The sequence below is a fragment of the Stenotrophomonas maltophilia group sp. RNC7 genome, assembly GCF_030910085.1.
Lineage (GTDB): Bacteria > Pseudomonadota > Gammaproteobacteria > Xanthomonadales > Xanthomonadaceae > Stenotrophomonas > Stenotrophomonas sepilia.
This window is the reverse complement of record NZ_JAVFVN010000193.1, coordinates 1-13,240: the sequence shown is the minus strand read 5'-3', so window position 1 is coordinate 13,240 and position 13,240 is coordinate 1. Positions and strand designations below refer to the sequence as shown.

Genomic DNA, 13,240 nt, shown 5'->3' with positions numbered 1-13,240 from the left:
GCCGGGTATTCCCGTCCGCTTCAGTCGTCCAGCAGTGGGCGCAGGTCGCGCGGCAGGCGGGCTTCCGGATACTGCTGCACGTAGCGCTCCAGGCTGGCGCGGGCCACATCGCGCTGGCCGTCGTCGCGTCGCGCGCGGATTTTCTGCAGCCACTGCCGGCGCGGCAGTCGCGCGTCGGCGTCCACCTCGGCCTGCACGGCATCCGCGCTCAGGCCCGCATCGCTGCCGCGGCGCATGATGCCCGGTGCGGAACGGCTGGGCGCCTCACGCTTCATCGAGGTGATCTCCACCCGATCCAGCGCCTGCGCCCGCTCGGCCGAGGCCTCGGCGGCATTGGCTGCCGAGGCCTCGGCCGTGCGTGCTTTCATTGCCCCGGACGCTGCAGGCGCGAATGCCGGTGCGGGTGCCGAGTAGGCGGTCGGTGCAGGTGGCGCTGGCGGTGCTGCAGCCGGAGCGGGCGGGAGCGTCGCAAAGGAGGTGTCGGCGGCCGCATCCGCAGCCTTGGATCGTGCGGCCTGGGCTGGCACTTCAGCGGTCTTGGCCGGCGCAGGCTTGTGCGCACGCGCGATGGCCGGTGCCGGGGCAGCGGAAACAGGGGCGGACTCGGGTGCTGCCGGCGCAGCGGCTGGTTCCGCAACCGCCACTGCGCTGTGGGCCGAACCACTTCCAGCGGCCTGATCGGCAGCCGCGACGTCTTCTGCCGCAGCCGGTGCTGCGGCAACAGCAGTCTCGCCCGCCGGAACCGGCGGCGGTTCAGGACGCAGCTGCCAGGCGATGCCGATGGCGAACACCATCGAAGCGGCGATGCCGAACACCGCTGGCCAACGCGGGCCTGTGCGCTGCTTGCGCGGCGCCTCGGGAGAGGCGGCAACATCGGTACCCGGAACGTCCACGGCGGCACGCGCCGCAGCCAGGATGGCGGCGTCCAGTGCGGCCGGTGGTGCCTGCTCGGCGCGACGGCCGAGCAGCCGGGCCAGCTCGCGTTCTTCCGGCGTCAGCGGTTCGTCTCGGTTCATGCGTTCAATCCCGCACGCAGCTTGTCCATCGCATAGCGCAGCCGCGATTTCACGGTTTCCCGGCCTACGCCGGTGATCTGGCCGATCTCCTCCAGGCTCAGTTCCTGATCCAGCCGCAGTTGCAGCACTTCGCGCTGCTCCGGCGGCAATTGCTCCATCGCCAGCTGGATGTGGCGACGTTGTTCGAATTCGGAAAGTTCGGCTTCCGGGGTCTGCCCGTCCTCGATCGCGGCCAGGCGCAGGTCGGCGTCGGCCGGCGCGGCAGGGCGATGGCGGGCGGCGCGCCAATGGTCGTTCAGGCGATTGTGGGCGATGCGGAACAGCCAGGTGCTGAACGCCGCTTCGGGCTGCCACCCGGCACGGGCGCTGATCACCCGCTGCCAGACGTCCTGGAAGATCTCCTCGGCCAGCGCGTTGTCGCGCAGTTGGCGCAGCAGGAAGCCGAACAGTCGTTTGCGATGGCGCGCATACAGGCTTTCGAACGCGTGCAGGTCGCCGCCGGCCCAGGCCAGCATCAAGGCTTCATCGGTTGGCAGTGCGCTGGCTTCCACGGCGTACAGGGTAAGGCCTGCAGGCGATGGCGCATAGCCGGTGGCAGGGGCGGGCAGGGCGAGGGTCATGGCTCGGAAGGGGCTGCGGACGGCAGGAAAAACGTACGGGCGCACGATTCGGGGTTTACGGGCTTCCATTGCCCCCCGGGTGGCGCGCTATGCTCGTCGACTCAGGGGAGGCGACGCATAGACGGCGCCAAGAGATTGTCATTTGTCCACGCATGCTGAACCGGCGGAAGAGCCACCACACGAGGCCGTGCTGAGCACGGCGCTGGTGCGCGCGTTGCATGCGCTTTTGCCGGAAACGGCTGTGGTCCGCGTCGGCTGGGACGACCCGCAGCTCGGGCGTGGTCAGGACGGGTGGCCGGCCGACGGGGCGGCAGGCGCGTTCACTGCGCCGGGCATCGGCGACGGCTGCCATGGCTGGAAACATGACGGTGCACGCCTGCAGCTGTCGGTGGAAGGCGCCGTGCCTTCCGCGGCATGGTGGGGGCTGGCCCGTCAGGCCATGGAACTGGCACTGCAGCGTGGCCGCCAGGCCGGGCAGATCAAGGCGCTGGAAGAGGCTGAACGGTTGCAGCAGGCGCTGTTCCAGATCGCCGATCTGGCCGGCGCCGATCTGGAGATGTCGGAGATGCTGCGTCACGTGCACGGCGTGCTCGGCACGCTGATGTATGCGGAGAACTGCTACATCGTTGAATACGATGATGTGCGTGACCAGATCCGCTTCCTGTACTTCGCCGACCAGGTCGACGATTTCGTCGCCGACCCGTCGCAGAGCCATGACGCCGCCGAGATGCCGCGCAGCCTGACCGTCGCGCTGCTGCGCCACGGCAAGCCGCTCAGCGGACCCTCGCGCGAACTTCTGGCACGCGTGGTCGAGCAGGAGCACGACCCGCAGCGTGGCCCCGAGAGCCTGGACTGGCTGGGTGTGCCGATGCTGCGCGATGGCCGGGTATGCGGCGCAATCGTGGTGCAGAGCTATGAGCTGGCGGCCCGTTATGGCGAGGCCGAGCGGGCGTTGCTGGGCTTTGTCGCGCAGCACGTGCAGACTGCGATGGACCGGCGCCAGGCGCAGGTCCGGCTGGAGCAACAGGTGGAGCGGCGCACGCTGGAACTGCAGCGTGCCAACCGCAGCCTGCAGGATGAAGTGGCGGAGCGCCGGCGCGCCGAGCAACTGCAGACCGCGCTGTACAACATTGCCGAAATGGCGATGTCGGCCGACAGCCTGGCCCAGTTCTACGGGCAGGTGCATGGCGTGGTCGGGCGCCTGCTCGATGCGCGCAACTTCTACATCGCGCTGGTGAACGGAAGCGGCAACGGCCTGGACTTCGTCTATTCGGTGGACGAGCACAATGCCAGCCGTGCACCTCGTCCGTTCAGTCGCGGCCTGACCGAATACGTGGTGCGCAACCGGCGGCCCCTACTGGCCTCACGCGCCCAGATCGATGCGCTGCTGGCCAGTGGCGAGGTGCGTGAATCCGGCGCGCGCTCGCATTGCTGGCTGGGCGTGCCGCTGCTGCGCGATGACGAGGTGGTCGGTGCGATCGTGGTGCAGAGTTACAGCGAGAACAGTACGTTCAGCGTGCACGATCAGCGGCTGCTGACGTTCGTTGCGCAGAACATCGGAACCGGGTTGGCGCGCCAGCGCGACCAGCAACGGCTGCGTTTGGCGCATGCTGAACTGGAAAAGCGCGTGGAGGAACGCACGCGTGAGCTGGCCGAGGTCAACGAGAAGCTGCTCGGCCAGATCGGCGAGCGCCTGCGGGCCGAGCAACGCCTGACCCATCAGGCCATGCACGATGCGCTGACCGGCCTGCCCAACCGGCTGCACCTGCTCGATCGCCTGCAGGATGCGCTGGCGCTGGCCAAGCGCGAGGGTGGGCCGGTGTTCGCCGTGCTGTTCCTCGACCTGGATCGCTTCAAGCTGGTCAACGACAGCATCGGCCACGCCGCGGGTGACCGCATGCTGGTGGAGGTGGCCAAGCGCATCGTATCGATGGCCGGTGCCGATGACGTGGTGGCACGGCTGGGCGGTGATGAATTCGCGGTGGTGCTGCAATGCCCGCAGGGCCTGGCACAGGCGCTGGATTTCGGCCAGCGCTTGTTGCTGGCATTGCAGGAATCGATATGGATCGCCGGCCGCGAGTTGTTCCCATCCGGCAGCCTGGGCATCGCGTTGTGGAATCCGCGCTACCGTACCGGCGAGGAACTGCTGCGTGATGCGGATGCGGCGATGTACCGGGCCAAGGCACAGGGCCATGACCGCTGCGCGATCTTCGACGAGGACATGCGTGAACAGGCCATGCGCAGCCTCGACCTGGAAGCCGATCTGCGCCGCGCGATCAACAACCGTGATTTCGTTCCGTTCTTCCAGCCGATCGTGCGCCTGTCCGATGGCGAAGTGGTGGGACATGAGGCATTGCTCCGCTGGCAGCACGAGCGTCGTGGCCTGCTGTTGCCTGGCGCGTTCCTGGAGCTGGGAGAGGAAAGCGGCCTGATCGAACAGGTCGACTGGCTGATCTACGAGCAGGTCATCGCGCGCCTGGCCGAAGGTGGGCAGAGCTATGTCTCGGTGAACGTTTCGCCGCGCCATTTCCGCTCGGCCGAGTTCAGCGACCGCCTGTTCGGCCTGCTCGACGCGTCTGGCGCCGATCCGCGCCGGCTGCGGCTGGAGATTACCGAGGTCGCGCTGCTGGACGATGCGCCGCACACACTGCGCATCCTGCAGGGCCTGCGCGAGCGTGGCATCCAGGTGCAGCTGGACGACTTTGGTACCGGCTTCTCTGCGCTGTCCTACCTGCACCGATTCCCGATCAGTACATTGAAGATCGACCAGAGTTTCATCGCCGGCCTGCACGGGCCGGAAGTGCAGAGCACGCGCGCGCTGGTCGAAGGCGTGCTGTCACTGGCCCGCACCCTGGGCATCGAAACCATTGGCGAAGGCATCGAGACCGAGGCGCAGCGGCAGGCACTGCGCGAACTCGGTTGCGATTATGGCCAGGGCTACCTGCTGGGCCGTCCCGCACCGTGGGCGCGGACGCTGGCGTGAGCCACCGCGACGGTTCACTTCAGCGCAGAGCCGAGCGACGTTTCTCGTCGATCCACTTCGAGGCCTGGGCCGGCTGGTAGTTCTGCATCCACACCAGCATTTCCTCGATGTCCGAGCCGTACCAGAGGTCCTGGCGCTGGTCCGGATGCAGGAAACGCTCTTCCACCATGCGGTCGATCATGCCGATCAGCGGCGCGTAGAAACCTTCCACATCCAGGAACGCGCACGGCTTGTTGCCGATGCCCAGCTGGCGCCAGGTCAGCATCTCGAAGATCTCTTCCATGGTGCCGAAGCCACCGGGCAGGGCAACGAAGCCATCGGCGAGGTCGAACATGCGCGACTTGCGCTCATGCATCGAGCCGACGATCTCCAGTTCGGTCAGGCCGCGGTGGGCCACTTCCCAGTCGGCCAGCTGGCGCGGGATCACGCCGGTCACCTCGCCGCCAGCGGCGAGCACGGCGTTGGCCACGGTGCCCATCAGGCCAACGTTGCCGCCGCCATACACCAGGCGCAGGCCATCGCGGGCGATGCGATCACCCAGGGCAATGGCGCGTTCGGTGTAGGCCGGCTTGCTGCCAGCGTTGGAACCACAGTACACACAGATCGATTTCATGGATCTTCTGTCTCTTGACCGGAAACGAAAACGCCCCGTCACCGACCGCAAGGCGGTCAGAGACGGGGTGTCCTTGGATTATGAGCCCTTCTGTAGAGCCGAGCCATGCTCGGCTGCTCTTCGTTCAGATCGCGGCAAAGGCCAGCCGAGAATGGGCTATGCCGGTCGTCCTGACCGGCACCCTTCGGGCCGTCGCCAGCGACGTTGGCAGCGGCCCCTGCCGCTGCCTTCGGCTCTACGTACGTAAGCGGCGGCTTACGCCGCCGCGGCCTGCTCGCGGCGCGGGCCTTCACGCAGGGCACGTCCCACCATGCCGACCAGCAGGTCCAGCTCCTGGCTGTCCATGCCGAAGTGCGGGGTGAAGCGCAGCGAGTTCTCACCACCGTGAATCACGTTGATGCCGTGCTGGCGCAGCCATTCCTCGGTGGAGTTGGCGCCGTAACACTTGAACTGCGGCGCCAGCTCGCACGAGAACAGCAGCCCGGTGCCCTGCACCTTGGTGATCAGGCCACCCAGCTCGCTCTTGAGCTGTTCCAGCTTGCGCACGGCCTCGGCGCCACGTTCGGCGATGTTGGCGCGTACCTGTGGGGTCAGCTGGGCCAGGGTGGCGCAGGCCACGTCCAGCGCACGCGGATTGCTGGTCATGGTGTTGCCGTAGATGCCCTTGCGGTACAGCTGCGCGGCATGCTCGGTCACCGCCAGCACCGACAGCGGGTACTGCGCGGCGTTGAGCGCCTTGGAATAGGTCTCCATGTCCGGCGGGTCAAGGCCTTCAAAGCCGGGGTAATCGACCACCGACAGCACGCCATGCGCGCGCAGGCCTGCCTGGATCGAGTCGAGCAGCAGCAGGCTGCCGTGTGCACGGGTCAGCTCACGGGCAACGGCATAGAACGACGGCGGCACCGAACGGCCCGGGTCGCCCTCGCCCATCACCGGCTCCAGGAATACGGCTTCGATGAACCACTGGTTGCGCGCGGCATCCTCGAACACCTTGCGCAGGCCGGCCTCGTCGTAAGGCGCCACGGTGATCACCGAGTCCTCGCCGCGGTAGCTGGCCAGGTGCTGCATGTAGCTCTTGCGACTGGAATCCGAATAGAGGGCAGGGCGGTCGGTACGGCCATGGAAGCTGCCCTTGACCACCACGCGCTTGATCGCAGCGCCGGCGTGACGTGCGCCAGGATCGGTCTGCAGCTTGGCGTTGACGTCGGCGATGCGCGCGGCCAGGCCGACGGCTTCGGAGCCGGAATTCAGGCACATGAAACGGGCGAACGGGCAGCCGCCACGGCGGTGGCCGATCTCGGCACGCAGGGCGGTGATGAAGCGCTGCTGCGACAGGCTGGGGGTCATGATGTTGGCCATCACCTGTGGGCGCGCCATGGCTTCCAGCACGGCGTCCGGGGTGTGCCCGAAGCCGAGCATGCCGTAGCCGCCGGCGTCGTACAGCACGGCGCCCTTCAGGGTGACCACCCATGGGCCGCGCGCGGCCAGCGCCACGTAGGGGGTTACCGCGTCATCGGCATAGAAATTGACGAATCCGTCCTGCATCGCGTCGATCTGTGCCTGTTCGTCCTGCGCCAGCAGCGGCCCCAGGTCGGCCTGCACACGCGCGAATTCCTCGGCGGCGGCGTCCACGGCGGCGATCAGCTGCGGGTGGTTGGCGGACAGGGCGGTCAGGGTGGCATCGTCCAGGCCGGTGGTGAGGCGGGTGCCGGGCTGGTTGCGCAGGGGGGCGAGGCGTTCGATGAAGCTCATTGCAGATCTCCTGAAACAATGGGTCGCACGGGCCATCAAAAGCAAAACGCGCGTCATCACGCGCGCTTGGGGCAGGCTCGTGCAGCGGACTTCCGGTTCGATGCTAGCACTTGTTTTTTTGCGCGATAACCCCGTAGAAACCTGCTGCATAGCAGCATTTTGCGCGACGTTCGCCGCGAAGTGCGCCGGCTCGCAGACGCTGGACGTACAATGCGCGCCATTGTCGACCTGTTGCCGCCCACCGCCTTGAAGAAGTCCGATTTCCATTACGACCTGCCGGCTGAACTGATCGCGCAGGCTCCCCTGGCCGAACGTTCCGCCAGCCGCCTGCTGGTGGTACCACCGGCGCCCGGTGCCTTCACCGACCTGCAGGTGCGCGACCTGCCGTCGCTGCTGCAGCCGGGCGACCTGCTGGTGTTCAACGACACCCGGGTGATTCCGGCGCGCCTGTTCGGGCAGAAGGCCAGCGGCGGCCGCGTGGAGATCCTGATCGAGCGCCTGCTCGGCGCTCAGCAGGCGCGTGCGCAGGTCGGCGCCAGCAAGTCGCCGAAGGCCGGCAGCCGCATCGTGCTGGATGCCGGTGGCGAAGCCGAGGTGCTGGGCCGCGATGGCGAGTTCTACGTGCTGCAGTTCCATGTGCCGGAATCGCTGGAACAGTGGCTGCTGCACGCCGGCCGCCTGCCGCTGCCGCCCTACATCCAGCGCGAGCCGGGCGTGGACGACCGCGAGCGCTACCAGACCGTGTTCGCGCGCGAGGTGGGCGCGGTGGCGGCACCGACTGCCGGCCTGCATTTCGACGAGCCGCTGCTGGCGGCGCTGAAGGACAAGGGCGTGGAGTTCGGCCACGTCACCCTGCACGTGGGCGCGGGCACCTTCCAGCCGGTACGCGCCGATGACCTGAAGGACCACGTGATGCACCGCGAGTGGCTGAACGTCGGCGCCGAACTGGTGCAGCAGATGCGGCGCACGCGCGCCGCCGGCGGCCGGGTGATCGGCGTCGGCACCACCGTGGTGCGCGCGCTGGAAAGCGCGATGCGCGATGGCGAACTGCTGCCGTTCGCCGGCGAGACCCAGATCTTCATCACCCCGGGCTACCGCATCCGCAGCGTCGACGCGATGGTGACCAATTTCCACCTGCCCGAAAGCACGCTGCTGATGATGATTTCGGCGTTTGCAGGCAAGGACCGCGTGTTCGAGGCCTACCAGCACGCGATCGAGCAGCGCTACCGCTTCTTCAGCTACGGCGACGCCATGCTGCTGTTCCCGCAAGCGGGGTAGGGCGCTGACCTCTGCCTGCTTGTGGTGGGTGCGCACCATTGGTGCGCACTTGCAGGTGCCTGGAGACCAGGAAAGCCACGCATGGCGTGGTGGCTCTACTGCCGTGCCGTTCAGGCCTGAATGGGCGGTCGCCCCGGTTTTGGGAGACAATGAGCGACTATTTGCCTGAATGACCGCTCCATGTCCCGACTGCAGTTCCAGCTCCAGACCCGCGACGGCCGTGCCCGCCGTGGCCGCCTGACCTTCCCGCGTGGCACGGTGGAAACGCCGGCCTTCATGCCGGTCGGGACCTATGGCTCGGTCAAGGGCATCCTGCCGGACCAGGTGCGTGCACTGGGTGCCGAGATCATCCTCGGCAACACCTTCCATCTGTACCTGCGCCCGGGCCTGGACATCATCGCCGACCACGGCGGGCTGCACGGCTTCTGCCGCTGGGATGGCCCGATCCTGACCGATTCGGGTGGTTTCCAGGTGTTCTCGCTGGCCCATCGACGCAAGATCACCGAGCAGGGCGTGACCTTTGCCTCGCCCACCGACGGCGCCCGCGTGTTCCTCGGTCCCGAGGAGAGCATGAAGATCCAGAAGGTGCTCGATTCGGACATCGTGATGATCTTCGACGAGTGCACCCCGTATCCGGCCACCGAAGACGTTGCCCGCCGTTCCATGGAGCTGAGCCTGCGCTGGGCCCAGCGCAGCCGCAACGCGCATGACGAGCTGGGCAACGACGCGGCCTTGTTCGGCATCGTCCAGGGGGGCGTGCACACCGACCTGCGCAGCCGCTCGGCCGACGCCCTGCAGGCGATCGGCTTCGACGGCTACGCCATCGGCGGCCTGGCCGTGGGCGAGCCGGAGCACGAGCGCAATGCCATGCTCGACCACCTGGATCCGGAGCTGCCGGGCGACCGGCCGCGTTACCTGATGGGCGTGGGCCGGCCGGAGGACCTGGTCGAGGGCGTGGCGCGCGGCGTGGACATGTTCGACTGCGTGATGCCGACCCGTAATGCGCGCAACGGCCACTATTTCACCTCGTTCGGCACCGTTCGCATCCGCAATTCCCAGTACGCGCGGGACATGGACCCGATCGAGCCGGGCTGCGGCTGCGTGGCCTGCACCGGCGGTTACACCCGGTCCTACCTGCGCCACCTGGACCGCTGCAACGAGATGCTGGCGCCGATGCTGGGCACCCTGCACAACCTGTTCTATTACGAAAAGCTCATGGCCGACATCCGTGCCGCGATCGAGGCGGGAACCTTCCTGGCCTTCCGCGAGTCCTTCTACGCGGCACGCGGAGCGGTGGCCCCGCCGCTGTAACCCCGACGCCCCCCTGCCGAACGGCCCAAGGACGAACGCCCGGGGCCGTGGCATACTTCAAGGCTGACCCAGATCCGCGGTCGACACCCCCGCCCCTCAAGGGACGGGAGCGCCGCCCAACCAAAGGACCAACGATGAACCTGCTTGCTTTCCTGATTCCCGCCGCCCACGCCCAGGCCGCCGGCGGCCAACCGCAGGGCATGGGCCTGACCACGCTGCTGTTCCCGATCATCCTGATCGCCATCATGTACTTCCTGATGATCCGCCCGCAGATGAAGCGGCAGAAGGAGCACAAGGCCATGCTGGAGAAGATCAAGCGCGGCGATGAAGTGCTGACCAACGGCGGCATCGCCGGCAAGGTCACCGACATTGGCGACCACTTCATCACCGTCGAAGTGGCCGACAACGTGCGCATCCGCGTGCAGAAGGGCGCTGTCGGCAGCGTGCTGCCGACCGGCACCCTGGATTCGGCCAAGTAAGCCACTCCCTTTCCGAAGCACAACCGCGGCGCCGGGGATGGCGCCGCGCGGGACCCAAGCAATGCTCGAATTTCCACGCTGGAAGTACGTCGTCATCCTGATCGTACTGGCGCTCAGCGCGCTGTATGCGCTGCCCAACATCTACCAGAAGGACCCGGCCATCCAGATCACCGCCAACCGTGGCGGGCAGATCGACGATGCGCTGCGCGACCGTGTGCTGGCCGACCTGAAAAAGGCCGGCATCGCCACCATCGGTGCCGAAAAGGAAGGGGAAAGCCTGATCGTCCGCCTGTCGGACCTGAAGTCGCAGTCCGCTGCCAGCGACGCCCTGCGTGACACCGTCGGCGAGAAGTACACCGTGGCGCTGAACCTCGCTTCGACCGTGCCGGACTGGCTGGCCAACCTCGGCGGTCGCCCGATGGTGCTGGGCCTGGACCTGCAGGGCGGCGTGCATTTCGTGCTGCAGGTCGACCAGAAGGCTGCCCTCGACAAGCGCCTGGATGCCTATACCGAAGACGTGCGCAGCACCCTGCGTGACGCGCGCATCGCCTACCAGTCGGTGGAACGCCGCGCCGATAACAGCATCGTGGCCAACCTGAGCCCATCCGCCGGCGATGACGCCGCGCAGCGTGCCCGCGCCGCGCTGGTCAAGGCACAGCCGACCCTCGGCTATGACGTCAGCGGCAACCGCATCACGGTCACCGTGCCGGAGACCGAGATCACGCAGATCGCCAACGGCGCCATCGAGCAGAACATCAACACCCTGCGCAACCGCGTGAACCAGCTCGGCGTGGCCGAGCCGATCATCCAGCGCCAGGGTGCCGACCGTGTGGTCGTGCAGCTGCCGGGCGTGCAGGACACCGCCGAAGCCAAGCGCATGATCGGTGCCACCGCCACCCTGGAGTACCGTGCGGTGGTTGAAGGCAATGCGCAGGACGCCATCAACTCCGGCCGCATTCCGCCGGAAGCGAAGGTCTACCAGCAGCGTGACGGCCGCGGCCCGATCCTGCTGAACAAGCGCGTGATCGTCACCGGCGACCAGATGGTCGGTGCGCAGGCGGTGACCGATTCGAACAGCGGCTCGCCGGCCGTCAGCGTGACGCTGAACAACGTCGGTGGCCAGCGCATGTTCGACTTCACCAGCGCCAACGTGAACAAGCCGATGGCGGTGGTCTACACCGAGCGCGTGCCGACCGTAACCGTCGTCGACGGCCAGGAAGTGCGTGGCTTCAAGGTCAACGAGGAAGTGATCTCGGTGGCCAACATCAACGGCGTGTTCGGCAAGAACTTCCAGACCACCGGCCTGCAGAAGAAGGAAGCCGAAGACCTGGCCAAGCTGCTGAAGTCGGGTTCGCTGGCTGCGCCGATGGACTTCGTCGAGGAGCGCGTGGTCGGCCCGAGCCTCGGCGCCGAGAACGTCAAGAACGGCATGCGCGCGGTGGTGTTCGCGTTCCTGTTCACCCTGGTGTTCTTCAGCGTGTACTACCGCATGTTCGGTGTGATCACCTCGGCAGCGATGCTGTTCAACCTGCTGATCGTAGTGGCGGTGATGTCGCTGTTCGGTGCCACCATGACCCTGCCGGGCTTTGCCGGCCTGGCGTTGTCTGTCGGCCTGTCGGTGGACGCCAACGTGCTGATCAACGAGCGTATCCGTGAAGAGCTGCGAGCCGGCGTGCCGGGCAAGACGGCGATCGTGACCGGTTACGAGCGTGCCTCGGGCACCATCCTCGACGCCAACCTGACCGGCCTGATCGTCGGCGTGGCGCTGTTTGCATTCGGTACCGGTCCGCTGAAGGGCTTCGCGCTGACCATGATCATCGGTATTTTCGCCTCCATGTTCACCGCGATCACCGTGTCGCGTGCGCTGGCGACGCTGATCTACGGCCGCCGCAAGAAGCTCCAGAACGTGGCCATCTGACGGGACGACACGCACAATGAAACTGTTTCCGCTGCACATCCTCCCGAACGACACCAAGATCGACTTCATGCGTTGGCGCCATGTCGCCATGGCAGTCACCATCGTGGTGTTCCTGGCCTCGGTCGCCATCATCGGCATCAAGGGCTTCAACTACGCACTGGACTTCACCGGAGGCACCCTGATCGAAGCCCGCTTCGACAAGGCGGTGGATGTTGAGCAGGTCCGCACCAAGCTCGAGCAGAGTGGCTTCGAAGGCGCCCAGGTGCAGAGCGTCGGTGGCAACACCGACCTGCTGATCCGCCTGGCCCCGCACGGCGAGCATGCTCCGGGTACCGGCGACGCCGCCCACGAGGACAAGGCCACGGCCGCTGCCGTGGTGAAGGCGTTGTCCACTGCCGACAATCAGGCCACCGTGCTCCGCAACGAGTTCGTGGGCCCGCAGATCGGCAAGGACCTGGCGATGAATGGCCTGTATGCCACCATCTTCATGCTGGCCGGCTTCCTGATCTACATCGCGGTGCGCTTCGAGTGGAAGTTCGCGGTCACCGCCAGCATCGTGGCGATGTTCGACCTGATCGTGACGGTCGCTTACGTGTCCCTGCTGGGCCGTGAGTTCGACCTGACCGTGCTGGCCGGCCTGCTGTCGGTGATGGGCTTTGCGATCAACGACATCATCGTGGTCTTCGACCGCGTCCGTGAGAACTTCCGCAGCCTGCGCGTGGACTCGATGGAAGTGCTAAACCGTTCGATCAACCAGACGCTGTCGCGTACGGTGATCACTGCCGTGATGTTCTTCCTGTCGGCGCTTGCCCTGTATCTGTACGGCGGCAGCTCGATGGAAGGGCTGGCCGAGACGCACATGATCGGCGCGGTGATCGTGGTGCTGTCCTCGATCCTGGTGGCGGTGCCGATGCTGACGATTGGTGTGCTGCGCGTGAGCAAGCAGGACCTGCTGCCGAAGGCGAAGGACGTCGAGGCCCTGGCCCGTCGCCCGTAAGCGTTCGCGCTGCACGCAACACACAGAGAACCCCGCGCAAGCGGGGTTTTTTGTGTGCAGGGCTTGCAGCCCTGCACCCACGGTAGTGCCGGCCGCTGGCCGGCAACAGCAACAGCGAGTATTCCGTGGGTGGGCGGGGCGGTGTCGGAGTGCGGGGACGCCGCAAGTACGTCCGTGTAGGCTTGGCAGCCGCTTGCTCGTGTGCGCTTTCCTGCGCACACGGCAAGACCGGGGTTGGGCGTCCTGCCCAACCCGCCCGAGGCATGCCTCGGG

At 66.9% G+C, this 13,240-nt stretch carries 10 protein-coding genes; 6 read left to right on the top strand and 4 right to left on the bottom strand.

Going from position 1 to position 13,240, the window contains the following annotated elements:
- Positions 1 to 20 precede the first annotated feature (20 nt).
- Together RCF13_RS02495 and RCF13_RS02490 are read right to left on the bottom strand one after the other, a co-directional pair.
- Positions 21 to 1,016, bottom strand: a complete 996-nt coding sequence (locus RCF13_RS02495; protein ID WP_061477928.1) for a hypothetical protein — start codon at positions 1,014 to 1,016, stop codon at positions 21 to 23.
- A complete protein-coding gene (locus RCF13_RS02490) occupies positions 1,013 to 1,531 on the bottom strand; it encodes an RNA polymerase sigma factor (RefSeq protein ID WP_231352748.1) in 519 nt (172 codons plus the stop codon). Before RCF13_RS02490 ends, RCF13_RS02495 begins: the two co-directional genes overlap by 4 nt.
- A 247-nt stretch (positions 1,532 to 1,778) precedes the next feature.
- Between RCF13_RS02490 and RCF13_RS02485 the strand changes: the two genes are divergently transcribed.
- Complete coding sequence (locus RCF13_RS02485) at positions 1,779 to 4,619, top strand: EAL domain-containing protein (RefSeq protein WP_231352675.1); 2,841 nt, start codon at positions 1,779 to 1,781, stop codon at positions 4,617 to 4,619.
- 19 nt (positions 4,620 to 4,638) lie between these two features.
- On the opposite strand, the gene RCF13_RS02480 is transcribed toward RCF13_RS02485, so the two are convergent.
- Entirely contained in the window at positions 4,639 to 5,232 is a 594-nt protein-coding gene (locus tag RCF13_RS02480; protein ID WP_005416197.1) for a TIGR00730 family Rossman fold protein, read from the bottom strand.
- A 255-nt stretch (positions 5,233 to 5,487) separates the two neighbouring features.
- Entirely contained in the window at positions 5,488 to 6,984 is a 1,497-nt protein-coding gene (locus RCF13_RS02475; protein ID WP_134968677.1) for an aminotransferase class III-fold pyridoxal phosphate-dependent enzyme, read from the bottom strand.
- 210 nt (positions 6,985 to 7,194) lie between these two features.
- Here RCF13_RS02475 and queA point away from each other — a divergent pair, with 210 nt between their 5' ends.
- The 5 genes from queA (at position 7,195) to secF (ending at position 12,967) form a co-directional block, all read left to right on the top strand.
- The gene (gene queA, locus RCF13_RS02470) at positions 7,195 to 8,262 is read left to right on the top strand and encodes a tRNA preQ1(34) S-adenosylmethionine ribosyltransferase-isomerase QueA (RefSeq protein WP_134968678.1); all 1,068 of its coding nucleotides are present in this window, start codon (positions 7,195 to 7,197) and stop codon (positions 8,260 to 8,262) included.
- Positions 8,263 to 8,442: 180 nt separating this feature from the next.
- Positions 8,443 to 9,573, top strand: coding sequence for a tRNA guanosine(34) transglycosylase Tgt (tgt, locus tag RCF13_RS02465; protein ID WP_014646826.1), 1,131 nt, complete (start codon positions 8,443 to 8,445; stop codon positions 9,571 to 9,573).
- 134 nt (positions 9,574 to 9,707) lie between these two features.
- The gene (gene yajC, locus RCF13_RS02460) at positions 9,708 to 10,052 is read left to right on the top strand and encodes a preprotein translocase subunit YajC (protein ID WP_005416201.1); all 345 of its coding nucleotides are present in this window, start codon (positions 9,708 to 9,710) and stop codon (positions 10,050 to 10,052) included.
- A gap of 61 nt (positions 10,053 to 10,113) precedes the next feature.
- Positions 10,114 to 11,970 carry a protein translocase subunit SecD gene (gene secD, locus RCF13_RS02455; protein ID WP_005416202.1) on the top strand — a complete coding sequence of 619 codons (1,857 nt, stop codon included), beginning with the start codon at positions 10,114 to 10,116 and terminating at the stop codon, positions 11,968 to 11,970.
- Positions 11,971 to 11,986: 16 nt separating this feature from the next.
- Positions 11,987 to 12,967: a protein translocase subunit SecF gene (gene secF / locus RCF13_RS02450; RefSeq protein WP_049413603.1), complete on the top strand. Its 981-nt coding sequence runs from the start codon at positions 11,987 to 11,989 to the stop codon at positions 12,965 to 12,967.
- Positions 12,968 to 13,240 lie beyond the last annotated feature (273 nt).

Coding starts and splice junctions, on each gene's coding strand:
- RCF13_RS02495 (WP_061477928.1), bottom strand. CDS start 1,016: ATGAACCGAGACGAACCGCTGACGCCGGAAGAACGCGAGCTGGCCCGG.
- RCF13_RS02490 (WP_231352748.1), bottom strand. CDS start 1,531: ATGCTGGCCTGGGCCGGCGGCGACCTGCACGCGTTCGAAAGCCTGTAT.
- RCF13_RS02480 (WP_005416197.1), bottom strand. CDS start 5,232: ATGAAATCGATCTGTGTGTACTGTGGTTCCAACGCTGGCAGCAAGCCG.
- RCF13_RS02475 (WP_134968677.1), bottom strand. CDS start 6,984: ATGAGCTTCATCGAACGCCTCGCCCCCCTGCGCAACCAGCCCGGCACC.
- queA (WP_134968678.1), top strand. CDS start 7,195: ATGCGCGCCATTGTCGACCTGTTGCCGCCCACCGCCTTGAAGAAGTCC.
- tgt (WP_014646826.1), top strand. CDS start 8,443: ATGTCCCGACTGCAGTTCCAGCTCCAGACCCGCGACGGCCGTGCCCGC.
- yajC (WP_005416201.1), top strand. CDS start 9,708: ATGAACCTGCTTGCTTTCCTGATTCCCGCCGCCCACGCCCAGGCCGCC.
- secD (WP_005416202.1), top strand. CDS start 10,114: ATGCTCGAATTTCCACGCTGGAAGTACGTCGTCATCCTGATCGTACTG.
- secF (WP_049413603.1), top strand. CDS start 11,987: ATGAAACTGTTTCCGCTGCACATCCTCCCGAACGACACCAAGATCGAC.